The organism is Nocardia sp. NPDC059764 (assembly GCF_042732555.1).
Taxonomy (GTDB): Bacteria; Actinomycetota; Actinomycetes; order Mycobacteriales; family Mycobacteriaceae; genus Nocardia.
The window spans coordinates 1-25030 of sequence record NZ_JBHWHH010000051.1 but is presented as its reverse complement, the minus strand read 5'-3'; the positions used below and the strand labels follow the sequence as shown (position 1 = coordinate 25030).

General features: G+C 66.9%; 9 protein-coding genes. 4 read left to right on the top strand and 5 right to left on the bottom strand.

Annotated elements, in window-relative coordinates:
• Positions 1-2 precede the first annotated feature (2 nt).
• Positions 3-563 carry an RNA 2'-phosphotransferase gene (locus ACFV4K_RS14175; RefSeq protein ID WP_379274947.1) on the top strand — a complete coding sequence of 187 codons (561 nt, stop codon included), beginning with the start codon at positions 3-5 and terminating at the stop codon, positions 561-563.
• 46 nt (positions 564-609) lie between these two features.
• On the opposite strand, the gene ACFV4K_RS14170 is transcribed toward ACFV4K_RS14175, so the two are convergent.
• The 3 genes from ACFV4K_RS14170 to ACFV4K_RS14160 all read right to left on the bottom strand — a co-directional run bounded on the left by ACFV4K_RS14170 (position 610) and on the right by ACFV4K_RS14160 (position 4427).
• Positions 610-957, bottom strand: a complete 348-nt coding sequence (locus ACFV4K_RS14170) for a hypothetical protein (protein ID WP_379274945.1) — start codon at positions 955-957, stop codon at positions 610-612.
• A gap of 394 nt (positions 958-1351) precedes the next feature.
• A complete protein-coding gene (locus ACFV4K_RS14165) occupies positions 1352-2962 on the bottom strand; it encodes a GMC family oxidoreductase (RefSeq protein WP_379274943.1) in 1611 nt (536 codons plus the stop codon).
• The gene (locus tag ACFV4K_RS14160; RefSeq protein WP_379274972.1) at positions 2955-4427 is read right to left on the bottom strand and encodes a thioesterase domain-containing protein; all 1473 of its coding nucleotides are present in this window, start codon (positions 4425-4427) and stop codon (positions 2955-2957) included. Before ACFV4K_RS14160 ends, ACFV4K_RS14165 begins: the two co-directional genes overlap by 8 nt.
• 202 nt (positions 4428-4629) lie before the next feature.
• On the opposite strand from ACFV4K_RS14160, the gene ACFV4K_RS14155 reads away from it, so the two are divergent.
• Both ACFV4K_RS14155 and ACFV4K_RS14150 read left to right on the top strand, forming a co-directional pair.
• Complete coding sequence (locus ACFV4K_RS14155; RefSeq protein ID WP_379274941.1) at positions 4630-10638, top strand: SDR family NAD(P)-dependent oxidoreductase; 6009 nt, start codon at positions 4630-4632, stop codon at positions 10636-10638.
• Between the two features lie 13 nt (positions 10639-10651).
• The gene (locus ACFV4K_RS14150) at positions 10652-12175 is read left to right on the top strand and encodes a flavin-containing monooxygenase (RefSeq protein WP_379274939.1); all 1524 of its coding nucleotides are present in this window, start codon (positions 10652-10654) and stop codon (positions 12173-12175) included.
• Between the two features lie 16 nt (positions 12176-12191).
• Here ACFV4K_RS14150 and ACFV4K_RS14145 read toward each other — a convergent pair whose 3' ends face one another.
• Both ACFV4K_RS14145 and ACFV4K_RS14140 read right to left on the bottom strand, forming a co-directional pair.
• Positions 12192-13724 carry a flavin-containing monooxygenase gene (locus ACFV4K_RS14145; RefSeq protein ID WP_379274938.1) on the bottom strand — a complete coding sequence of 511 codons (1533 nt, stop codon included), beginning with the start codon at positions 13722-13724 and terminating at the stop codon, positions 12192-12194.
• On the bottom strand, positions 13721-14668 hold the full coding sequence (locus ACFV4K_RS14140) for an SAM-dependent methyltransferase (RefSeq protein WP_379274936.1): 948 nt from the start codon (positions 14666-14668) through the stop codon (positions 13721-13723). Before ACFV4K_RS14140 ends, ACFV4K_RS14145 begins: the two co-directional genes overlap by 4 nt.
• A gap of 661 nt (positions 14669-15329) precedes the next feature.
• Between ACFV4K_RS14140 and ACFV4K_RS14135 the strand changes: the two genes are divergently transcribed.
• The coding region (locus ACFV4K_RS14135) for a type I polyketide synthase (protein ID WP_379274934.1) at positions 15330-25030 on the top strand (9701 nt) is incomplete at its 3' end.

Sequence of the window (25030 nt, the reverse complement as noted above, 5' to 3'; positions counted from 1 at the left end):
ACATGAACGACTATCGCATGAACGAGCAACAGCTCGTCCGGACCTCCAAGCGGCTGTCCCGGCATCTGCGGCACGCCCCCGAGGCGATCGGGCTCACCCTGGACTCGGCCGGCTGGGTGGACGTCACCGCGCTGCTGGCGGGACTGGCCCGGCACGGCCGCCGCGTGACGCGGCCCGAACTGGACGAGGTGGTGGCACGGAACAACAAGCGCCGCTTCGAATTCGACGCGACGGGGACCCGGATCCGCGCGAGTCAGGGGCACAGTGTCGACGTCGACCTGGAGTACCGGGCGACCACGCCGCCCGAACTGCTCTACCACGGCACCGTTGCCGCGGCCCTGCCCGGAATTCGCGCCGAGGGCCTGCGGCCCATGCGCCGCCACGACGTCCATCTGTCGGCGGATACCGAGACCGCCGTCAAGGTCGGTTCACGTCGAGGCCGACCCATCGTGCTGACCGTGGACGCCGCCGCGATGCACCGCGACGGTCACGAGTTCCGGGTCAGCGCCAATGGGGTCTGGCTGGTGGCCGCCGTCCCGCCCGGTTACCTCGCCGGTCTCTGAGCTCCCGGCAGGACTCGAGCAGGACGGAATCCACTGTGGGCGAGAGTTATTGGAGCGCGGGCGGCATCCGGGTCGGCTTGATCCGGCCGGCGTCGATGAGCGCCCGGAATGCCGCGGCTTTGCGCTGACATTCGGCGACCGGGCAGCGGCGGTGCTGCTGCATGGTGCGGTGGGCTTCCTGGACGCCCAGGGGGTGATCGGGGGCGAGGTGCGACCAGGAGGATGGTGCGGTGGTAGCCAACGCCAAGGCGTTGTGCTCCTTGGTGATTCGATCGCGGATCCGATCCACTGAGAGCCGATCAGGATCCTGGTGGGGGTGGTGCAGGCTCATGATGGCGATTGCCGTGACCGCGAGCGCTGCGAGGGTGGCCGTGAACACTTGCCAGGCGGCCATTCGTTCACCTTCTCCATGTCTATCGGATGTAGTCAGCGAGATATTCAGTTGGTTAGCTAGATATTCACCGTATGCCCTGAAACGTTACGCCTCCAGCGTGTCATGGGTCAGGAACAATCGAATTTCGGCCGCTTTCAGCAACTTCCCCGCTCGTGGCGCCGCGTCACGGCGGCCTCGGTATCTGCAACTACCGCAACCGAATGCGCAATAGCCGTCAACCCGCGCCTAGCGGTCTAATCGGGCATAGGCGTCAAAACTAAATCGAAACGGTCGGTTTGCTGACGGCGGACTCGCCATCCAGGCATGGAGCAGCCACCCACTCCGCCGAGTCGAAGAGCCACTCGGACAGTGGTTTTCGGACGAGCCCCGAACCGGTCCGCGCACTGTGGTTCGTCTAGAGGAACCCCGCGCACATCTCCCCGATGAGCAACGCGGGCGCGTTGGTATTGCCGCCGGTGATGTCCGGCATGATCGAGGTGTCGGCGACGCGCAGGCCTTCGATCCCGTGCACGCGCAGCCGCGGATCCACCACGGCGCGTTCGTCGGTTCCCATTCGGCAGGTCCCGACCGGGTGATACACCGAGTGGATCCGGTTGCCGAGTTCGCGGCGCATCGTGACGGGGTCGGTGAAGTCCGGGCCGGGGTGCAGCTCCCCGAGGCTCGCGCGCGCGATCTCCGGATGGGCCATGATCTCGCGCATCATGGCGATCCCTTCCATCAGCACCTCGGCATCGGCGGGATCGGACAGGTAGGCGGGGTCGATCAGCGGGGCCCGCCGCGGATCCCGGGAGGCCAGGCGCACGGTGCCTCGGCTGCGGGGGTAGATCATGGTCGGCAGGACGGTGAACGCGGGCCGGGGATCCACCCGGTGCAGGATGTCGCGATCCTGGTTGGGTGCGACGTAACCCCAGGGCAGTGCGTGGATTTGGAGGTCCGGGACGGCCTCGGCCCGCGAGGTGCGCACGAAACCGACGCCTTCGAGGAAGGTGCGCCCGAACCAGCTCGATCCCGGCCGCCGTGTCTCGGTGAGCATGCCGCCCAGGAAATGCCCGACCGTTCCGCGATGCGGCGAGTTCTTCACGACGTAGGTGAGCGGCACGAACAGGTGGTCGTGCAGGTTGTCGCCGACGGGCAGGTCGGCCTGCACGGCGATGCCGTGCTCGCGCAGGTGCGCGGCGGGGCCGATGCCGGACAGCATCAGGAGCTGCGCCGACCCGATCACCCCCGCGGACAGCACGACTTCCTGTGCCGCCCGGATGATCCGGGGCCCGGACCGATCGAGCACCTCCACTCCGGTCGCGCGACCGTGCTCCACGACCACGCGGGACACCTGGACGCCGGTTTCGATGCGCAGGCGCGACCGATCGGTCAGGTAGGCATGGGACGAGCTGTAGCGCACGCCGTTCCGGGTGGTCTGCTGGAACAGCGACAGCCCTTCCTGGGATGCGCCGTTGTAGTCCTCGATCATCGGCACGCCGAGCGTTTCCGAAGCGGCGCTGAGGAATCCGGTGGTGGCGTCACTGATGTCGATGGCCCCGGTGACCGCGACCGGCCCGTCGCCGCCGCGCAGCGCGCTCGGGCCGCGCTCCCAGGTCTCCATGCGCTTGAACGCCGGCAACACCTGCTCGTAGCCCCAGCCGTCGCAGCCCTGCGCGGCCCAGCCGTCGTAGTTCGCCCGGTTGCCGCGCACGAACACCATGCCGTTGACCGAACTGGAACCACCGAGCACCTTGCCCCGGGTCATCGGAATGCGCCGTCCCGCAGCGTGTTTCTGCGGCACCGAATACTGCTTCCAGCACAGGCGGGCGCGCAGCTGCGGGACGGTGTGGACCACGAACGTCATCCCGGGCACCCGCACCAGCCGGGTGTCGTCGCCGCGCCCGGCCTCGAGCAGGACGACACTGGCTCCCCGTTCGGCGAGGCGGCCCGCGACCACGGCGCCGGCGCTGCCCGCACCGACGACGATGTAGTCGTATTCGGCCGCGCGCGGGTTCGGGTCACGCATGGGGAATGCTCAACTGCCCCAGCCAGTGGTCGACCAGCTGCGCGGTCATCGGCGCCTCGGTGCTGCACAGTTCGACGTGCTGAGCGTCCACGGTCCGGACAGTCTGTGCGGTGGACCAGGTTTCGACGGGCCACTCGTTGAGGTTGTGCGTCGGCGAGGGTTTCGTGCATTTGAGCACGAGCGTCTCGCAGTCGAGGGGCTGATGCTCATGCTGCATCAGCAGGTCGAGCCAGCACGCCAGCGCGGTCAGTCGTTCGGTGGTGAAGCCGGCCAGATCGGGGATCATCGCGTCGGTGTCGGCCACAGCGTCTTTCGCGGTGCCCATTTGGCGCTGGTGCGCCTCCGGAGCGATGAAGGAATCGAAGATGATCAATCCCCGCAGCCGGGTATCGCCCTGTTCCAGCAGGCGAGCCGCGGTGGCGTGGGCGAGATTGCCGCCGCCCGACATACCGCCCACGACGTAATCATCGTCCCCGACGGTCTCACGGACGGACTCGGCGATGCTGTCTATGGCGACGTCGAGCGAAGCGGGCAGCGGCTCACCCGGCTCGTATCCGGACAGCGGAATGACGGAGAGGCGGCGATGGCCGCCCAAGTGGGCGGCGAGCAGAATGTACTGAATGTAACCGCCGAGGAATGCCGGGGTGCAGATCAATACAACGTGGGGCAGGACGTGTCCGCCACTGTTGTGGGGCGTGCCACCGCTGAGTGCGATGCCCTTCGGTAGTTCTGCCGAATAGTGGTCGAACGTCTCACGCAGCTGCGCGGCTGCGAGCAGGAACTCCAGGCCGTCGGCGAATCTATCGTCCGCGATCGCCTGTCTGAACATGCGGACGATGGACGAATCAGCGGATTCGGCCGCCGCGCTTGCCCGGTCGGGGGTGTATGTGATCCCGTCACTGCGAGGTACGAGCAAGGTATTTCCGCGTAGGGCGAGTTGCGGCTCGGCGCTCGCGACCGCGAGGACGGTCATATTCCGGATGGCCATGAGTCCGGACAACTCTCCGAGGCCCGGATCGGGAGAGTCGGTGTCCACGAGGATGATCCGCCCCGGGTGCTCGGATTGAGCCGACCGCACCAGGTCCCAGACCGCCGCGGCCGCCGGGTGCGCGACCTCGTCGGCCGCAACCGCGATCGCGCCGCGCGTGAGCACCAGGAAGGTGCTGGAATCGAAGCGTTGTTGTCCGGACCAGGTCCGCAACGCGGTCGACACCCGCTGGGTCAGGGCGTGCGTATCCGTTGGCAGCGCACCGGATTCATCCCGGCGGCAGTCCAGAACTATTACCTGGGCATTGTCGGCGTCGCCGTTCAGCGCTTCTGTCCAGTCGCAGGGCGCCACCGGGGGCAATGACGTGGGAGTGGGAATTGCAGACCACTCGCCAGTGTGATGCGTATTCATGGATTCCCCCGGATGTCTCGACGAGCCCTCGTCGCCAGCATGCCATGGCCATCTGGCGTCGTCCATCACTTGACTAGAACATGTTCTTGCGAAAAGCTGGCAGGCACTGCGAGTCAGTTCGAGTGGGGTGGGTGGATGGTAGAGGCTCGAATCGTGCTGTGCACCAGTCGATTGCACGAAGTGTCAGTAGTCGGTTTTGCTGGCGAATTCGGTATACCCACGTCTTCAACTGGATCGGGTTCTAGTTGTCTGGAATAGGGGTTCCGAAATGGTTGACCAGCAGAAGCTGCAACATCTCCTGCGACGCGTCACTGCCGAGCTCCAGGAAACCAGGGCCAAGCTGCGGGAGCTGACGGAGCTGAACTCGGAGCCCGTAGCGATCGTGGGCATGGGGTGTCGTTTTCCGGGCGGGGTGGGTTCGCCGGATGACCTGTGGCGGCTGCTGCTCGAGGGCCGGGATGCGGTGTCGGCGTGGCCGTCCGATCGGGGCTGGGATCTGTCGGGTTCGTACTCCCCGGAGCCGGGTGTCGCGGGCAAGTCGTATGTGCGGGAGGGCGGGTTCCTCGACGACGCGGGCGAGTTCGACGCCGGGTTCTTCGGGATCAGTCCGCGCGAGGCACTGGAGATGGACCCGCAACAGCGCTTGATGCTGGAAACCGTGTGGGAGGCCCTCGAGCATGCCCGGATCCGGCCGGAGACGTTGCGGGGCAGCGATACCGGTGTGTATGTCGGTGTGATCGACCAGGGCTACGGCGCCGGCGCCGATACCGGTGGTGGCGGTTACGGGTTGACGGGTGTGGCGTCGAGCGTGGTGTCGGGCCGCGTGTCGTATGTGCTGGGACTGGAAGGACCCGCCGTATCGGTGGATACGGCGTGTTCGTCGAGTCTGGTGGCATTGCATCAGGCGGTGTCGTCGCTGCGTGCGGGGGAATGTTCGCTGGCCTTGGCCGGTGGGGTGGCGGTGATGGCGACACCGGAGTCGTTCGTGGAGTTCTCGCGGCAGCGGGGGTTGGCGGCGGATGGCCGGTGTAAACCGTTCGCGGAGGCGGCCGATGGGACGGGATGGGGTGAGGGTGTCGGTGTTCTTGTGCTGGAACGCTTGTCGGACGCGCGCCGCAACCGGCACCGGGTGCTGGCGGTGGTGCGGGGTAGCGCGGTCAATCAGGACGGTGCCTCGAATGGGTTGACCGCACCGAACGGGCCCGCGCAGCAGCGGGTGATCCGGCGGGCGTTGGCGAATGCCGGGTTGTCGGTCGGCGGAGTGGATGTGGTCGAGGCGCACGGCACCGGCACCACGCTGGGTGATCCGATCGAGGCGCAGGCATTGCTGGCGACTTACGGTCAGCGTGATCGTGGCCAGGAGCCGCTGTGGCTGGGTTCGGTGAAGTCCAATATCGGGCACACCCAGGCGGCGGCGGGCATGGCCGGGCTGATCAAGATGGTGCAGGCGTTGCGTTTCGGGGTGTTGCCCGCGACGTTGCACGTGGATCAGCCGTCTACGCACGTGGATTGGTCATCGGGGCATGTGGATCTGCTGACCGCGGCGCGGGATTGGCCGGTGGTGGATCGGCCGCGCCGGGCCGCGGTGTCGGCGTTCGGTGTCAGTGGCACGAATGCGCATGTGATCCTCGAACAGGCGCCGGAACCGGAATCGGCGACCGAACCGGTGACCGGTGCCGGCGGGGACGGGTCGGCGGCGTGGGTGGTGTCGGGCCGGACACCGCAGGCACTGGCGGGACAGATGCGGCGGCTGCGGGATTTCGTGGCCGGTGATCCATCGCTGAACGTGCGCGACGTGGCGCGGTCGCTGGCGTCCCAGCGGTCGCGGTTCGACCACCGCGCGGTGGTGGTCGGTGCGGATCGCGACCAGCTGCTCGCGGGACTGACCGCGCTGTCGGAGCAGACGCCGAGGCCCGGCGTGGTGACGGGTGTGGTTGGAGCGCAACGCAAGACGGTGCTGGTGTTCCCCGGCCAGGGAGCTCAATGGCTGGGCATGGGAAAACAGCTCCTGGACTGTTCGCCGGTGTTCGCTCGAAAAATGGCCGACTGTGATGCCGCGTTCTCACCACTGGTGGATTGGTCGTTGTCCGACGTGCTCGCGGGTGCGGACGGAGCGCCGTCGCTGGAGCGCGTCGACGTGATTCAACCGGCGCTCTTCGCGGTGATGGTGTCGTTGGCCGAGCTGTGGCGCTCGGCTGGTGTCGTTCCGGATGCCGTCGTGGGTCATTCACAAGGCGAGATAGCCGCGGCGTGCGTCGCCGGGGCCCTGTCCCTCGAGGACGCCGCTCGGGTAGTGGTGCTGCGGTCGGCCGCGCTGCACGCCGTGGCCGGGCAGGGTGGAATGGTCTCGGTGTCCCTGCCGGTCGATCAGGTCACCTCGCTGCTGGCCGGATACGGCGAATTGTCGGTGGCCGCGGTCAACGGCCCGCGGGCCACGGTGGTGTCGGGTGCGGCAGCGCAGCTCGAGACCTTCCTGGAAGTTTGTGCGCGCGAAGACATTCACGCCCGCCGGATCCCGGTGGACTACGGCTCGCATTCGCCGCAGGTCGACGTGCTCCGCGAACCGCTGCTGAAGGCGCTGGCCGAACTTCGGCCCGGATCGTCGCACCTGGCGTTCTGGTCCAGCGTGACCGGCGGCGTACTGGACGGCGCCGAGTTGGACGCGGATTACTGGTTCCGGAATCTGCGGGAACCGGTGCGTTTCCAACCGGCGGTTCAGGCCCTCCTGGAAGACGGGTACGACCTCTTCGTCGAGGCCAGCCCGCATCCGCTGCTGACGGTCGGTATCGAGCAGACGTGTGACCTGCTGGCGGGTGCGAATCCCGTGACCGTGGTCGGTTCGCTGCGACGTGACGATGGCGGCCTGGACGGTTTCCTGCGGTCGGCGGCGCAGGTGGAAGTGTCCGGCGTGGCGGTTGATTGGGAGGCGTTGCTGGGACCTGCTCCCGGGGCCGGGGTGTCTTTGCCGACGTACGCGTTTCAGCGGCGCAGGTATTGGCTGGACGGAGCCTCGACTCGTGGCGATGCGTCGTCGTTGGGGCTGTCGGCAACGGGGCATCCCTTGCTGGGGGCGGTGGTGGAGTCACCGGACGGAGACGGTGTCGTGCTGACGGGTCGAGTCGGCCCGGCGACCCATCCGTGGCTGGCCGAGCGCGCCGTGGACGGGGTTGTGCTGTTCCCGGAGACCGCTTACCTGGAGTTGGTGCTGCGTGCGGCCGAGGAAGTCGGTTGTGCACTGGTGCGGGATCTGACCTTGCTGAATCCACTTGTGCTGCGCGACGAGGTCGGGACGCAAGTGCAGGTGGTGGTGGAAGGCGCCGACGAACTCGGCTGCCGGTCGGTGTCGGTGTATTCCCGAGCCGAGACCGCCGACGGCAGGTGGGTTCCGCACGCACAGGGTGTGCTGGGTCTCGAGGGTGAGCCGGACGCGGCCGCGGGGTGGGCGGCGTGGCCGCCCGCGGGCGCGGTCGCCGTGCCCGGGGATGGTCCGCGGTCGGTATGGCGGTGCGGTGCGGACCTTTTCGTAGAGGTCGAGGCGCCCCCGACGCTCACCGATGCGTCACGGTTCGGGGTGCATCCCGCCCTGCTGGAGTCGGTGCTGCACGGACAGCTCGTCGATGCCGAACCCGGTGCGGGGCAGATGAAGTCGCCAGTCCGCTGGCAGGGAGTGACGCTGCACGCGGCCGGAGCCGCACTGCTGCGGGCACGCATCACTCCGGTCTCGGGCGAGGCGGATGCGGTATCGCTCCGGGTCGCCGATGCGGCGGGACGGATGGTGCTCTCGGCGCGATCCTTGACCGTGCGGGAAGTGGCTTCCGCGCAGCCGGAGGCCTTCTCGGTCCGCGACGGGTTGCACGGCGTCCGGTGGACGCCTCTGACCACACCGGACACCGCGCCTGTCGATGCCGAAACCATCAGCGATGCCGATGTTTTCGGCCGCCGAGTGCAGAACGCGGCGGTACCCGTTCCCGCGGTGGTCGTATTCGATCGAGGCGTGGACGAGGCCGGTGCCGACGACAGTGTGCCGAGTCGTGTCCGCACCGCGACGCACGAGATGTTGAGTGTGTTGCAGGCCTGGCTGGGTGAGTCGCGATGTGCGGCGAGCACGCTGGTCGTGGTCACTCGTGGAGCGGTCGGCCCCGTTGGGCACGATGTCACCGATCTGGCGGGTTCGGCGGTCTGGGGTCTGGTGGGTTCGGCTGGGTCGGAGGCTCCGGGTCGTGTGGTCCTCGTCGACACCGACACCGACGGGCTGAGCGCCGAAGCGCTTGCGGCGGTTCTTGTTTCGGCTGAGCCCCGGGCCGTGATCCGTGCCGGAGTCGTGCACGGAGCCCGATTGACCCGACTGCCTGTCGAGCGGCGGCCGGTATCGGACGCGGGTGGCGCGGTGTCGGCGGGGACGGTGTTGGTCACCGGTGGCACCGGCGGTTTGGGCGCGGCGTTGGCCCGGCATCTGGTGACGAACCATGGCGTGCGGTCGCTGGTATTGGCGAGTCGTCGTGGCATGGCTGCGCCGGGAGCGGCGCTGTTGGCGACGGAGCTGGGCGAGCTGGGCGCTCACGCGCGGATTGTGGCCTGTGATGTCGCGACTCGCGATGGGGTGGCCGAGTTGCTGGCGGCGGTGCCCGAGCAGTTCCCGCTGACGGGTGTGGTGCATGCGGCAGGTGTGCTCGATGACGGTGTGATCGCGTCACTGACACCGGACCGGATGGACACGGTGCTGGCGGCGAAGGCCGATGCCGCCTGGTATCTGCACGAGGCCACGAGCCGTATGGATTTGCCGATGTTCGTGTTCTATTCGTCGGTGGCGGGCGTACTGGGACTGGCGGGGCAGGGCAACTACGCGGCCGCGAATGTGTTCCTGGACGGGTTGGCCGAGCATCGGCGTGCGAATGGCTCGGCCGCGACGTCGATCGCGTGGGGCCGGTGGGCTTCCGCTACCGGGATGACCGGACATCTCGCCGATACCGACACCGCTCGATTGGGTCGTAGTGGGTTGGCACCCATGTCGACCGAGCAGGGATTGGCACTGTTCGACGCCGCGATCGTTCAGGACCGTGCCGCGGTGGTCGCGTCGCCGCTGGATCGCGCGGTGCTGGATGCGCAGGTCAGGGCCGGGACATTGATCCCGCTGCTGCGGGGATCGGTACCGAGCGCGCGACGTCGTTCGGTGGAGCTGTCGCGGGAGCCGGGAGCGGTTCTGCGGGAGCGAGTGTCGGTGATGGCGGACGCCGAGCGATTGCCGACGCTGTTGGGCGTGGTGCGAGAACAGATGGCGGTCGTGCTGGGCCACGACGGTCCCGACGCGATCGATCCGGACCGCAACTTCCGGGAGTTGGGCTTCGATTCGCTGGCCGCGGTCGAGGCACGGAACCGGCTCAATGCCCGCACGGGACTGCGACTGTCCGCGACCCTGATCTTCGACCATCCGACACCGGCCGCCGTCGCCCGGCACATACTGCGCGAACTGTTCGGGGCGGAGGCGGAGACCGTGGCGGAAGAATCCGCCTCGGAGACCGTTGTCGATGTCATCCGGCAGGCGGTCGCAGGCAACAAGTTCCAGCGCGGTCTGGCGTTCTTGCGAGCAGCGGCGAAACTCCGTCCGGTGTTCGATCAGGTTGCCGAGGGAATGCCGAGCGGAATCGAAATCAGCGGCGGGGATATCCTGCCGCACTTGGTGTTCGTCAATTCCCCCGAATTCCTCGGCGGATCCGTTCAGTACGCGCAGTACGCCGCCGATCTGGACGGTCGCCGCCGTGTCTCGGCTATCCCGCTGTCCGGATACGACCCGGATGAGCCGCTCCCCGCATCGCTCGATGTCGCTGTCGACAGCGTCGTCCAGGCGGTCCTCGACACGGTGGGCCAGGACGAGTTCGTCCTCGGCGGCTACTCGGTAGGCGGAAACATCGCCCACGCGGCGGCGACTCGGCTCGTGGAGCAAGGAAATACCCGGCTGCACGGCCTGGTCATCCTCGACGGCTTCATCGACCGAGAATTGGATGAGGGCCGGCTGAACGCGCGCGGGCGCCACATGCTCGAGCTGGCCGCCACGATCCCCGACCGCGCCGGCCTGACCACCGCACGGTTGACCGCGTTCGGTTGGTGGTTCGACCTGGCGAGGCGGCTCGAACACAAGCCCGTTGACCTTCCGACGCTTGTCGTCGACACCACGAATGCCGATCACGTCGCGCTGAGCGGTGCCAAGGCCCGAGAAGCGGCGCGGCTGACAGCTCGATGGCTCACGCAGCTGACCGCCGACACCCGACCTATTCAGTAAGGGACATTCACACATGGGTACTACGACAACGCAACCCGATCACGAGATCGTGGTGATCGGTGCCGGACCCGGCGGTATCGCGGCGGGCGCGCTGCTCAAACGCGCGGGAATCGAAGAGTTCACCATCTTGGAACGCGCGGGTGAGGTAGGCGGCAGCTGGCGCGACAACACCTACCCCGGGATCAGTGTCGACGTACCCGCGCTCACCTACCAGTACTCGTTCGCGCGCAAGGCCGATTGGCCGACGCTGTTCCCGGCGGGCGTCGAGGTGCAGGCGTATCACCAGGATGTCGCCCGTCGCTACGGTCTCTATCGGCACCTGCGGTTCCACACCGAGATCGTCCGCGAGGTCTGGGACGAGACGCACCGCCGCTGGGAGCTGCACACCGCTGACGGCCAGATCATCACGGCCAGGTTCGTGATCAGCGCGGTCGGCGCGTTTCTGCGACCCAAAGTCGATTGCGGCATCGAGGGTTTCGGTGACTTCGCCGGGAAGGTCCAATGCCCGGACGCCTGGGACCATGATTTCGACATGGCGGGTAAGCGCGTGGCCGTGGTCGGCACCGGCGCGAGTTCCGTGCAGATCACGCCCGCGATCGCGCCCGAGGTGGCTCATCTCGATGTCCACCAGCGGACGCCGGTGTGGTGCGTACCCAAACCCGATTACGCGGTCCCGCAATGGTTCCAGAACGCCTTGCGCGTGCCGGGTGTGGCCGCGGCCCAGCAGGGGATGATCTTGCTCGCGATGGAACCCATCGCCAGACTGGCCACCTATCTGCCCTTGAGGCTGGTGAAACCGTTGATGGCCGCATTCGACGCCTTCGCCAAGCGGGTATACGGAGCCTATCTCCGTCGGGTCATCGACGATCCCGACACGGCCGCCGCGCTGACACCCGACTACGGCCCCATGGCCAAGCGGCTCACCCTGTCGACCGGATACCCGGCGGTGTTCAATCGCGACAATGTCCGCCTGGTCACCGACGGCATCGAGCGGTTCACCGAGCACGGCCTCCGGACCAGCGATGGCACCGAGCACAAGTATGACGTCATCGTGCTGGCGACCGGCTACCAGATGCACACCGATCCGGAGAGCTACGCCGAGGGCGCCATCGTCGGACGGGACGGATTCGATCTCGGTCAGTTCTTCCGCGCCAATGGCGTACAGGCCTATGAGGGCGTGGCCCTCCCCGGCCTGCCGAACCGCTGGATGCTGGTCGGGCCGTACTCGCTGGCCGATATCGGATGGCACGGGATGGTCGAAACGACCGCGTCACACGCGATTCGAGCGATCCGGGAGGCGCGCCGCCGCGGAGCCTCGGTCGTCGAGGTGAGCGAGCGGGCGCACGCCGCTCACCATGCCGAGATCCGCAGGCGCGGCCAGGTGCTTCGCTACTACATCAGCACGCTGAACAAGGGCATTCCGACCTACTACAGCAACTCACACGGTGACACTCCGTACTTCCGGCCCTCCGGTCTCCTCGAAACACGGTGGCGTGGACGCCATTTCCCGTTCACCGACTACCACTTCGGTCGGTGAACGGGGAAGGCTACGTCTACCGGCCTGCGAAGATGTAGTCGCCGAGGGAGAACGACCGTGCGTCGGCTCGAGCTCGGCGTGTGCGTACCGGGCGGTAGAACACCGATTGTCCGTGATGGTTGATGTACTGCGTATTGGTCGAATCGCAGATGCCGGCCTCGAAGAGTGAGTGCGGAGTCAGGGCAGCGGTTTTGGCAGTCCACTCCTCGGCCGCTGCCTGTCGCACTTCGACGTCGATGGCATCGCGACGTCCGGCTTCGGCGAGGACGCGGCCTATATGGGTCGCGGCCACCTCCGCCGCGATATGGTAGGTACCGCCCGTCCAGCCATAGTCTCCGAACATGGTGAAGCTGTTCGGCATCCCGGGTATGGAGTAACCGTGGTAGGTCGATGCTCCCTGTTTCTCCAGGAATTCAGCCATATCGAACCCGTCGCGACCGGTCACCGGCCGGTCGCGATATATCTGCGGATCATAGTAGAGCCGGAACCCGGTGGCGAGTACGAGCACATCGATTTCTCGCTCCGTTCCGTCGACCGTGCGGATGCCGTTCTCCGTGATTCTCTCGATGGAGTCCGTGGCCAGATCGACGTTGTCTCGCAAGAAGGTCCGCAGATACGCGTTCGTCGGTGAGACCGGCTTGCATGGGAAGGTGTAGGCGGGCAGAAGCTTCGCACGCAGTTCATCGTTCGGAATTTCGCGTCGATAGAAATCGTCGAGCCACTGTGTGACCATGCGCCCGATGCGTGGGGTGCGCTGGTAGTGCAGCACCCACATGACCGTCAGCGAGTACATCGAGTCGAGACTTTCGTGCAGCAGGCGTTGAACGCGAGGCGCACGGCGGAACAACTCGTTGAGCCAGGGTGGCATTGCCGGATCCCATTTGGGCGTGACCCATATCGGCGTGCGCTGGTACACGGTGAGTCGGCGGGCCACCGGCGCGATCTCCGGGATGATCTGGACCGCACTGGCTCCCGTTCCGATCACCGCGACGCGTTTGCCGGTCAGATCCACGCTGGTGTCCCAAGACGCCGGCTGAAGCACTGTTCCGCGGTAGTCGTCCAGGCCTTCGAGATCCGGTGGCTTGATCTCGGGCAGCGGGCCGATGGCCGAGATCACGAAACGTGCTGTGACACAGCGATCGTCGATTCGCAGCTGCCAGAGCTTGTGTTCATCGTCCCAGCTGCGCGACCGTACCTCGCAATTCGGCCGCACGTGGGGTAGGAGGTTGTTCTCCTGATAGACCCGCTCGATGTAGGCCAGTACTTCGGGCCCCTTCGGAAAAAGCCGACTCCAGTTCGGATTCATATGATCCCGATACTGGTACAGCTGAGCGGGTGTATCGACGCCGACTCCGGGGTACACATTGCTCCGCCACGTCCCGCCCACACCGTCCAGGCGGTCGTAGATGACGAAGTCCTCGATGCCGAGGCGGCGAAGCTCCAGCGCCATGCTCAAACCAGCGAATCCGGCCCCGATGATCGCGACCGAGTGATCCGGTGCCACGGGGTCGTCCGGCTCCTCGGACGAGATCGCTTCCGGTGCCGTCACTGCGGCGACCCTTCGATTTGTGGCTTGTCCGCGACAGCGACGATGTAGTCCAGCCAAGGGGCCCAGAACGAGGCTCCTTTTCGGCCGAAGAACCGCCGGATCAGCGGATTGATTCGCCTCATCTCCGGAAGCTCGAACCTGCGGCTGACATATTCGGTGTACTGGGGGTATACGTGATCGCGGATCGAATAGACCCGCACATTTTCGAAGCCGGCTGTCACGAGCGCTCGGCGATATTCCTCCGCATTGGTGTTGTTCTTGCGGGCAGTCGTGAATATGCGGTGCACCAGAATTCGCTTGGTACGCGACCGCTTGACCTCGCTCGGAACGTGCTCGTCCGCGAGCGGCACGACGTCGGCGGTCACCAACCGGCCGCCAGGTTCCAGGACTCGGAATGCTTCGTCGAAGAATCGCGGACGCGACGGGAAGTGGAGTGCTGATTCGAGCGCAGTCACTTTCGTTGCGGACGCGTCGGATTGCGGTAGATCGTTCGCCGACCCGTGCACATACGCCACGACATCGCTGAGTCCAAATTCGGCGGCCCGCGCGGTCGAGATCTCGATCTGTTTCGCGGAGATGTTCACGCCTGTAATTCTTTTCGGGCCGAACTCCTTCGCCCAGAGAAAGTCTTGGTCGCCGAGGCCGCAGCCGACGTCGACCACGACGTCACCGGACCCGATGCGGGCTTCGGTCGCTACCAGCCGAGCCAGCGCCGCGCCCGCTTGATCGAAGTCTTGCGTACCGTCCTCCCAGTAGCCCAGGTTCAGGAACAGTGATTCCTCACCAAGCGAGTTGGGTGCGGTGACAATTCTGTCGTACACCAGACTGAATCGATTGGGAACCCTGGGCACGAAAAGCAAGGCCGCAAACCACCCCCATTCGCGAATCCACCGCACAGTGCGTCGGGTCGAGCTTTCCGAATCGCGAAATTCCATGACTGCCATCAATATTTCCCCTCCAGGCGTCGGCACCCAGCCGCCAGGCGGGGCCGGTCGCCGATGCTAGCAGCCGGTCCACCCGGCTGTCGGATTATGGCCGCGGACCTCCTTGTCCGGAGGCGGGGGGCGCCTCGGTTACGAAGTCGCTTGTCCGCCAGGCAACCTCGGGTCTATCGGAGGGCCGGGCAAGGCCTCGCGCGCGGGGAGCGGTGGCGCAGTGACTGCTTGCATCAGACTGGAACGTGTTCTAGGTTGAGGATGCGGTTCTGGGCCCGTCGGCCCTACCCGGGCAGGACTGCCTCGGGAGTCATATGAGGGGAGTCATATGTCGGCGATCGCGGCGTTTCAGAAACTTGATGCCTGCGCCCATCATTGCGACAGCAGTGTCGATCTTTGGTGACGACTGCGGGGCGCGAAATGTGGACAGCTCGTCGGTTGGTCTAGCGCGCAACACGTCAGAGCATCGTGGCTGACGCACGTCGCGATGATTTCGTGGGTTATTCCGACGGATCCGTACGACAACTCATCGCAACCCAACTTCATCCGAGTTGCATAGGGGATTGGTATGACTCAACCGTATACAGGGCACGCCGGGATTCTCGGCAATGAGACCGAGCCGACGCAGCCGATCGCGATTGTGGGTATAGGTTGCCGTTTCCCCGGCGGTGTGGAGTCATCCGAAGACCTGTGGCAGCTGGTCATCGACGGTCGTGACGGGCTATCGGATTTTCCGGCCGACCGTGGCTGGGATCTGGAAAACCTGTACGACCCGGAGCCGGGTGTGCCGGGCAAGTCCTATGTGCGGGTGGGTGGATTCCTCCATCGCTCGTCCGAGTTCGACGCCGAGTTCTTCGGGATCAGTCCGCGCGAAGCGCTCGCGATGGACCCGCAGCAGCGGGTACTGCTGGAAACCGCCTGGGACGCACTGGAATCCGCGGGGCTCGACCCGTCGGCGCTGCGCGGCAGCGATACCGGCGTGTTCTGCGGGGTGATGCACAACGACTACGGGGTCGGGTCGGGCGGGCATGTTCCCGTCGACGTCGAGGGCTATCAATTGACCGGCGGCTCGACCAGTGTGGTGTCGGGTCGGGTGTCCTACGTGCTGGGGCTGGAGGGCCCGGCGATTTCGGTGGACACGTCTGCCTCGTCCTCGTTGGTGGCGCTGCATCTGGCGGTCCAGGCGTTGCGGTCGGGGGAGTGTTCGCTGGCGCTGGCCGGTGGGGTGACGGTGATGTCGACACCCGCGACGTTCGTCGAGTTCTCGCGGCAGCGAGGGCTCGCGGTCGATGGCCGGGCGAAACCGTTCGCCGACGCGGCCGACGGGACGGCGTGGGGCGAGGGCTCGGGTGTCCTTGTGCTGGAACGGTTGTCCGATGCTCGGCGCAACGGGCATCAGGTGCTGGCGGTGGTGCGGGGCACTGCGGTCAATCAGGATGGTGCGTCCACCGGGTTGACCGCGCCGAATGGTCACTCCCAGCAGCGGGTGATCCGGCGGGCGCTGGCCGATGCCGGGGTGTCCGCGGCCGAGGTCGATGTGGTGGAGGCGCACGGCACCGGCACCAGGGTGGGTGATCCGATCGAGGCGCAGGCGTTGCTCGCCACCTACGGGCAGGACCGGCCGGCGGATCGGCCGGTGTGGCTGGGTTCGGTCAAATCCAATATCGGGCACACGCAGGCGGCCGCCGGTGTGGCCGGGGTGATCAAGATGGTGCACGCGTTGCGCCGCGGAATCCTGCCCAAGACGCTGAACGTGAATATGCCTTCCACACGGGTGGATTGGACTGCTGGGCGGGTGGGGCTGCTCACCGAGCAACGCGACTGGCCGACGGTCGATCGGCCGCGTCGTGCGGCGGTGTCGGGGTTCGGTGTCAGTGGCACCAATGCCCACGTCATCCTCGAGCAGGCTCCGGAATCGGTGACCGAACCGGTGGACGGTGGTGGTGCGGAGGGGCCGGTGGCGTGGGTGTTGTCGGGCCGGGCGCCGGAAGCGCTTGCGGGGCAGGCGGATCGGTTGTCGCAGTACCTCCGCGAGCGCCCCGATGCGGACGCGGCGGATGTGGCGGCGACCCTGGCGCGTCGGTCGCGGTTCGATCATCGTGCGGTGGTCACGGGCGCGGACCGGGCCGCGTTGCTGGCGGGTCTGGACGCGGTGGCTCGCGGGCTGCCGGGCGATGGTGTGGTGTCGGGGGCCGCACGCGGACATGGCAAGACGGTGTTGGTGTTTCCGGGTCAGGGTGCGCAGTGGCTGGGGATGGGGCGGGAGTTGCTGGTGTCGTCGCCGGTGTTCGCGCGGTCCATGGCCGAGTGTGATCGGGTGTTTTCCACGTTGGTGGACTGGTCGTTGCTCGAGGTGCTCGATGGTGGTGATGGCGCGCCGTCGTTGGAGCGCGTCGATGTGGTGCAGCCGGTGTTGTTCGCGGTGATGGTGTCGTTGGCGCAGCTGTGGCGTTCGGTTGGTGTGGAACCTGATGCGGTGGTGGGTCATTCGCAGGGGGAGATCGCGGCGGCCCACGTGGCGGGTGTGTTGTCGCTCGAGGATGCGGCCCGGGTCGTGATCCTGCGATCGGCGGCCTTGCGGCTGTTGGCGGGTCGGGGCGCGATGGTGTCGGTGTTCGCGTCTCGGGATCGGGTCGAGGAGTTGCTCGACGGGTTCGATGGGTTGGCGGTGGCGGTGGTCAACGGCCCGGGGTCGACGGTGGTGTCCGGCGGGGTCGGGCAGATCGAGTTGTTCTTGGCCGAGTGTGAGCGTCTCGAGGTGCGCGCCCGCAGGATCGCGGTGGACTACGCCTCGCATTCTCCGCAGGTCGACCAGCTCCGTGATCACCTGATGCAGGCGCTCACCACAGACGGGACAGCTTCACTCGGGACGGCGTCGCCGCGGGCGGCGTTCTATTCGACTGTCACCGGCACGATCCTGGACCCCGCCGAATTGGATGCCCGGTATTGGTTCCGCAACCTTCGGGAGACGGTGCGTTTCGAGCAGGCCGTGCGGGCATTGCACCGCGACGGATACAGCGTGTTCGTCGAGGCGAGCCCCCACCCGCTGCTGACCATCGACATCGAACAGATCTGCGCCGCAGTCGATCCCGACAACCATGACCCGGTGATCGTGGGTTCGTTGCAGCGCGACCAGGACAGTGCTCTCGCTTTCACCCGCTCGGTGGCCCGCCTGGATGTGGCAGGTGTGGGTGTGGTGTGGGATGCGGTGTTCGGTGGCGGTGGCCGGCATGTGGAGTTGCCGGGCTATGCGTTCCAGCGTCGCCGGTATTGGTTGAGTTCTTCGAGAGCCGGTGTTGCGGGGCCGGCGGAGGCCGGGGATCCGGTGGTCCGTCGCGTCCCGGACGTTGTGGTGAGTTTGCGGCAGCAGTTGGCGGGATTGACGTCCGCCGAGCGGGAGGCATTGGTCCGGGACACTGTTCGCGGCCAGGTCGCGGCCGTGCTGGGCCACGATGGTGGCACAGCTATCGATGGCGGCCGCAACTTCCGGGATCTGGGCTTCGATTCGTTGACCGGGGTCGAGGCACGGGAGCGGTTGAACGCGGTCACCGGGTTGCGGTTGCCCGCGTCCCTCGTCTTCGATCATCCGACACCCGATGCGGTGGCCGCGCACATCCTTACCCAGCTCACCGGCACCGGCATCGCCGCGGATTCGGAATCGGCATCGGTGGTGTCGCGGTCGTCGTCGGATCCGGTGGCGATCGTGGGGGTGGGGTGTCGCTTTCCGGGCGGGGTGTCCTCCGCGGAAGAGTTGTGGCAGTTGGTGGTCGACGAGCGTGATGTGATCTCGGGATTCCCGACCGACCGCGGCTGGGACGGGGTGTTCGATCCGGTGCCGGGTGTCGCGGGTAAATCGTACACGAATGAGGGCGGATTCCTTTACGACGCAGCTGATTTCGACGCCGGGTTCTTCGGGATCAGTCCGCGCGAGGCGGTCGGGATGGACCCGCAGCAGCGGATCATGCTGGAGACGGCGTGGGAGGCGCTCGAACACGCCGGGATCCAGCCGGAGACATTGCGGGGCAGCGACACCGGCGTCTACATCGGGGTGATCGACCAGGGCTACGGTGACGGGGTCGGGGATGGTGATTTCACCGGCGGTACGGCGAGTGTGGTGTCGGGCCGGGTGTCGTACGTGCTGGGGCTGGAAGGCCCTGCGGTGTCGGTGGATACGGCGTGTTCGTCGAGTCTGGTGGCGTTGCATCAGGCGGTCGCGGCATTGCGCGCGGGAGAATGTTCGCTGGCGCTGGCCGGCGCGGTGACGGTGATGGCTACTCCGTCGATGTTCGTGGAGTTCTCTCGGCAGCGGGGGTTGGCTGCGGATGGCCGGTGTAAATCGTTCGCGGAGGCCGCGGATGGGACGGCATGGGGCGAGGGTTCGGGTGTGCTGGTGCTGGAGCGGCTGTCGGATGCGCGGCGCAATGGGCATCAGGTGCTGGCGGTGGTGCGGGGCAGCGCGGTCAATCAGGACGGCGCGTCCAATGGGTTGACCGCGCCGAATGGGCCTTCGCAACAGCGGGTGATTCGGCGTGCGTTGGCCGATGCCGGGTTGTCGGTGGCCGAGGTCGATGTGGTGGAAGCGCATGGCACGGGGACCAGGTTGGGTGATCCGATCGAGGCGCAGGCGTTGCTGGCGACTTATGGTCAGCGTGAACCTGATTCGGAGCCGGTGTGGTTGGGTTCGGTCAAGTCGAATATCGGGCACGCTCAGGCGGCTGCGGGGGTGGCCGGTGTGATCAAGATGGTGCAGGCCCTGCGCCATGGGGTGCTGCCCAAGACTCTTCACGTGGATTCGCCTTCCTCGCACGTGGATTGGACGACGGGACAGGTCGAGCTGCTGACCCGGGCGCGGGACTGGCCGGAGGCCGAGCGTCCGCGCCGGGCCGCGGTGTCGGCGTTCGGCATCAGTGGCACCAATGCTCATGTCATCCTCGAGCAAGCTCCGGTGAGCGAGCCGGCGCCGCAGCTACCGACACCGACGGACGGGTCGGTGCCGGTGGCGTGGGTGGTGTCGTCGCGGACCCGGGACGGGTTGGCAGGGCAGGCATCTCGGTTGTCGGCTTATCTGGGGCAGCGTCCGGATGCGGATGCGGATGCGGTGGATGTGGCCGCGACCCTGTCGGGCCGTTCGCGGTTCGATCATCGAGCGGTGATCGTGGGCCTGGATCGGGCGCAGCTGCTCGGCGGGCTGGACGCGGTGGCTCGCGGGCTGCCGGGCGATGGTGTGGTGTCGGGGACCGCACGCGCGCAGGGCAAGTCGGTGTTGGTGTTTCCGGGTCAGGGTGCGCAGTGGCTGGGGATGGGGCGGGAGTTGCTGGCTTCGTCGCCGGTGTTCGCACAGTCCATGACCGAGTGTGATCGGGCGTTCGCTCCTCTGGTGGACTGGTCGTTGCTGGATGTGCTGGCTACCGATGATGCGGGGTGGCTCGGGCAGGTCGAGATCGTGCAGCCGGTGTTGTTCGCGGTGATGGTGTCGCTGGCGGCGTTGTGGGGTTCGGTTGGTGTGGAACCCGATGCGGTGGTGGGTCATTCCCAGGGTGAGATCGCCGCGGCCCATGTGGCGGGTGTGTTGTCGCTGGAGGATGCGGCTCGGGTGGTGATCCTGAGGTCGGCGGCGTTGACGGCGTTGGCCAGCCAGGGCGCGATGGTGTCGGTCGGGCTCGCGGTCGAGCAGGTCGAGCGGCTGCTCGAGCGGTTCGACGGGTTGGCGGTCGCCGTGGTCAATGGCCCGGGATCGACCGTGGTGTCCGGTGATGTCGGGCAGATCGAGTTGTTCCTGGCCGAATGCGAGCGACTCGAGGTGCGCGCCCGCAGGATCGCGGTGGACTACGCCTCGCATTCTCCCCAGGTCGAACAGCTTCGCGAGCAGCTGCTCAGCGCACTCACCGAAATCCGTCCGCGTTCAGTGGGTTCCACGAGTTCGGGGGGTTCATCGGAGGTCGCGTTCTATTCGACTGTCACCGGCACTGTCCTGGACCCGAGCGAATTGGATGCCGAGTACTGGTTCCGCAATCTGCGGCAGACGGTGCGCTTCGAGCAGGCCGTGCGGGCATTGCACCGCGACGGATACAGCGTGTTCGTCGAGGCGAGCCCACACCCGCTGCTGACCGTCGACATCGAACAGATCTGTGCCGCAGCTGATCCCGGCAGCGACATGCTCCCGAACGTCCATGACGCCGTGATCGTGGGTTCGCTGCTGCGCGGCGAGGATTGCGCGGTCGCGTTCACGCGCTCCATGGCTCGCCTGGATGTGGCAGGTGTGGATGTGGAGTGGAATGCGCTGCGTCAGGGGTGTGGTCGCCGGGTCGAGTTGCCCGCGTACGCGTTTCAGCGTCGCCGCTATTGGTTGACGCCGACCGGGACCGGTGACGCGGCGTCGCTGGGGTTGGCTGGGGCCGGTCATCCGTTGCTGGGTGCGGTGATGGTGTCCGCGGACTCGGGTGGGGTGGTGTTGACGGGTCGACTGTCGTTGGCGTCGCAGCCGTGGCTTTCCGATCACACGGTCGGTGGGGTGGTGTTGTTCCCCGGCACCGGGTTCGTGGAGTTGGCGATGCGGGCCGGGGCGGAAGCCGGATGCCCGGGGCTGCGGGACCTGACACTGATGACTCCGTTGGTGTTGACCGTCGAGTCCGCGGTGCAGCTACAGGTCGTGGTCGACGGACCCGACGGGCAGGGGTCGGGTCCGCGGCGGGTGGTGGTGTATTCCCGTGCTGCCGAGGACCCGCAGGCCGGGTGGGTCACGCATGCTGAGGGGGTGCTCGAGCGGCAGGATGCTGATGTCGCGAATTCGGTTGCGGCCGGTTCGGTGTCGGAGAGCTTGGCGGTGTGGCCGCCGAGTGGCGCAGTGCCGGTGGACGATGTGTATCCGGTGTTGGCCGATCGCGGATATGACTACGGTCCGGCATTCCAGGGTTTGCGGTCGCTGTGGCGTCGTGGTGCGGAGTTGTTCGTCGAGGCCGCACTACCGGATTCGGTGAGTGATGCGTCGGGGTTCGGGCTGCATCCGGCGCTGCTGGATTCGGTGCTGCATGGCGTGGTGATGCCTTCCGATTCCCATTCCGGTGGCGTGATGTTGCCGTTCGCGTGGTCGGAGGTGTCGCCGCATACGGGCGGCGCGTCGGTGGTGCGGGCCCGGATCCACCCGATCGAATCCGATACCGGCGCGGTCGCGATCGAGGTCGCCGACACCGCCGGGCAGCCGGTGCTGACGGTCGGATCGTTGACTTTGCGGCCGGTGTCGCTGGGACAGCTGGGCGCGTCGAGTACGCGGGAGCGGTTGTGCGTGGTGCAGTGGGCACCGGCGGAGACTCCGATCCCGGGGTCGGAGCTGGAGTCTCGGGTGTTCACCACGATGGAGGAATTCTTGGCGTGGGCGCGCGACGAGCGCGTGTCGGTGCCGCCGGTGGTGGTGCTGGATCGACGCGAGATCGACGCTGCCGGGGATGTGCTGTGGCGGGTGCATCAGGCGACCGGCGAGGTGCTGGCCGGGTTGCAGGCCTGGCTGGGTGAGTCGCGATTCGCGGAAAGCACATTGGTGGTGTTGACCAGTGGTGCGGTCGCGCGTGCCGGTGAGCAGATCGTTGATCTGGCCGGTGCGGCGGTGTGGGGTCTGGTGCGTTCGGCGCAGTCGGAGGATCCGGGCCGGGTCGTGCTTGTGGACACCGATCTCCCAGACGGTGTTTCCGTGGGCGTCGTGTCCGGGATCGCGACCACCGCAACGGCGGTGGACTTGGCCGGGGTGTTGGCGTGTGGTGAACCTCAGGTCATGATCCGTTCCGGGGTGTCGCATACCGCTCGACTGGTCCGGCTCCCGGCGCAAGACACTGGCGCGGATTCGGGTGTGGTGTCGGAGGGCACGGTGCTGATCACCGGTGGCACCGGTGGATTGGGGTCGTTGTTGGCGCGGCATCTGGTGACCGAGTACGGGGTGCGGTCGTTGGTGTTGGCCAGTCGCCGTGGCCCGGCGGCACCGGGGGCAGCGGAGTTGGTCACGGAGTTGACCGGGTTGGGTGCCCGGGTGCGGATCGTGGCGTGTGATGTGTCCCATCGCGATGAGGTCGTGGGGTTGCTGGCCTCGGTTCCTCAGGACACACCGTTGACCGGTGTGGTGCATACCGCGGGCGTGCTCGATGACGGTGTGGTGGTGTCGTTGCGCCCCGAACAAGTAGATGCGGTGTTGGCGGCGAAGGCGGATGCGGCGTGGCACCTGCACGAGTTGACTCGTGATCTGGATCTTCGGTTGTTCGTGTTGTTTTCCTCGGTCGCGGGTGTGCTGGGCACTGCGGGGCAGGGCAACTACGCGGCCGCGAACACGTTCCTCGACGGGTTGGCCGAGTCTCGGCGTGCGAGTGGGCTGGTCGCGACATCGATCGCGTGGGGGTTGTGGGCTTCCGATACTGGTATGACCGGGCATCTCGGTGATGTCGACACCACGCGTCTGGGCCGGGGTGGAGTGGCGGCGATGTCGGATGAGCAGGGTTTGGCATTGTTCGACGCCGCACTTGTCCAACACCGTGCGGGTGTAGTGGCGGCGCGCATCGATGCGGCCGCATTGGCGGCCCGTTCCCGTGCCGGTGTCCTTGCTCCGATGCTGGAAGGCATGCTGCCGACGATTCGCCGCAGTACTTCGGGTGCGGCAGGTGCGGTGGGTCTGGGGCAGCGGTTGGTCGGGCTGACACCGGCCGAGCGAAAGGCGTTGGTGCTGGGCACTGTTCGTGGTGAGGTCGCGGCTGTGCTGGGTCACGATAGTGGTGCGGCTGTGGCTGCTGACCGTAGTTTCCGGGATCTGGGTTTCGATTCGCTGACCGCGGTCGAGGCGCGCAATCGGTTGAACGCGGTGACCGGGTTGCGGTTGCCCGTGACCCTGGTTTTCGATTATCCGACGCCCGACAGTGTCGCCACGCACATCCTTGGCCGGCTCACCGGCACCGATATCGCCGCGGTCTCGGAATCGACCTCGGTGGGGTCGTCGTCGGAGCCGGTGGCGATTGTCGGGGTGGGCTGCCGTTTTCCGGGTGGGGTGTCCTCGCCGGAGGAGTTGTGGCGCTTGGTGGTCGACGGTCGCGACGTGATCTCGACGTTCCCGACCGATCGTGGTTGGGACGGGGTGTTCGATCCCGCGCCGGGTGTGGCGGGTAAGTCGTACACGAACCAGGGCGGATTTCTCTACGACGCGGGCGATTTCGATGCCGGGTTCTTCGGGATCAGTCCGCGTGAGGCGATCGCGATGGACCCGCAACAACGAGTACTGCTGGAAACCTCCTGGGACGCACTGGAATCAGCGGGCATCGATCCGTTGACACTGCGTGGCAGCGATACCGGCGTGTATGTCGGTGCGATGTATCACGATTACCCGCACAGCGAAGTAGCCGGTGCTGTGGTGTCGGGTCGGGTGTCGTATGTGCTGGGGTTGGAAGGGCCCGCGGTGTCGGTGGATACGGCGTGTTCGTCGAGTCTGGTGGCGTTGCATCAGGCGGTGGCGGCGTTGCGCGCGGGGGAGTGTTCGCTGGCGCTGGCCGGTGGGGTGACGGTGATGGCCACGCCCGCGACGTTTGTCGAGTTCTCTCGGCAGCGCGGGTTGGCTGCGGATGGTCGGTGTAAACCGTTCGCGGAGGCCGCGGATGGGACCGCGTTCGGTGAGGGTTCGGGTGTGCTGGTGCTGGAGCGGCTGTCGGATGCGCGGCGCAATGGGCATCAGGTGCTGGCGGTGGTGCGGGGCAGCGCGGTCAATCAGGACGGCGCGTCCAATGGTTTCAGTGCGCCGAACGGGCCTTCCCAGCAGCGGGTGATCCGGCGGGCATTGGCCGATGCCGGGTTGTCGGCGGCCGAGGTCGATGTGGTCGAGGCCCATGGCACGGGCACCAGGTTGGGTGATCCGATCGAGGCGCAGGCGTTGCTGGCGACCTACGGTCAGCGGGATCGCGATCTGCAGCCGGTGTGGTTGGGTTCGGTCAAATCGAATATCGGGCACACGCAGGCGGCCGCGGGGGTGGCCGGTGTGATCAAGATGGTGCAGGCCCTGCGCCACGGGGTGCTGCCCAAGACTCTTCACGTGGATGCGCCGTCCTCGCAGGTGGATTGGACGGCGGGACACGCCGAGCTGCTGAGCAGGGCACAGGACTGGCCGACGGTCGATCGGCCGCGTCGTGCGGCGGTGTCGGGGTTCGGTGTCAGTGGCACCAATGCCCACGTCATCCTCGAGCAGGCTCCGGAATCGGTGACCGAACCGGTGGACGGTGGTGGTGCGGAGGGGCCGGTGGCGTGGGTGTTGTCGGCACGGGCGCCGGAAGCGCTTGCGGGGCAGGCGGATCGGTTGTCGCAGTACCTCCGCGAGCGCCCCGATGCGGACGCGGCGGATGTGGCGGCGACCCT

What these genes read in the sequence shown, in the direction of transcription:
- ACFV4K_RS14175 (WP_379274947.1), top strand. Translation starts at nt 3, where the DNA reads ATGAACGACTATCGCATGAACGAGCAACAGCTCGTCCGGACCTCCAAG.
- ACFV4K_RS14170 (WP_379274945.1), bottom strand. Translation starts at nt 957, where the DNA reads ATGGCCGCCTGGCAAGTGTTCACGGCCACCCTCGCAGCGCTCGCGGTC.
- ACFV4K_RS14165 (WP_379274943.1), bottom strand. Translation starts at nt 2,962, where the DNA reads ATGCGTGACCCGAACCCGCGCGCGGCCGAATACGACTACATCGTCGTC.
- ACFV4K_RS14160 (WP_379274972.1), bottom strand. Translation starts at nt 4,427, where the DNA reads ATGGACGACGCCAGATGGCCATGGCATGCTGGCGACGAGGGCTCGTCG.
- ACFV4K_RS14155 (WP_379274941.1), top strand. Translation starts at nt 4,630, where the DNA reads ATGGTTGACCAGCAGAAGCTGCAACATCTCCTGCGACGCGTCACTGCC.
- ACFV4K_RS14150 (WP_379274939.1), top strand. Translation starts at nt 10,652, where the DNA reads ATGGGTACTACGACAACGCAACCCGATCACGAGATCGTGGTGATCGGT.
- ACFV4K_RS14140 (WP_379274936.1), bottom strand. Translation starts at nt 14,668, where the DNA reads ATGGCAGTCATGGAATTTCGCGATTCGGAAAGCTCGACCCGACGCACT.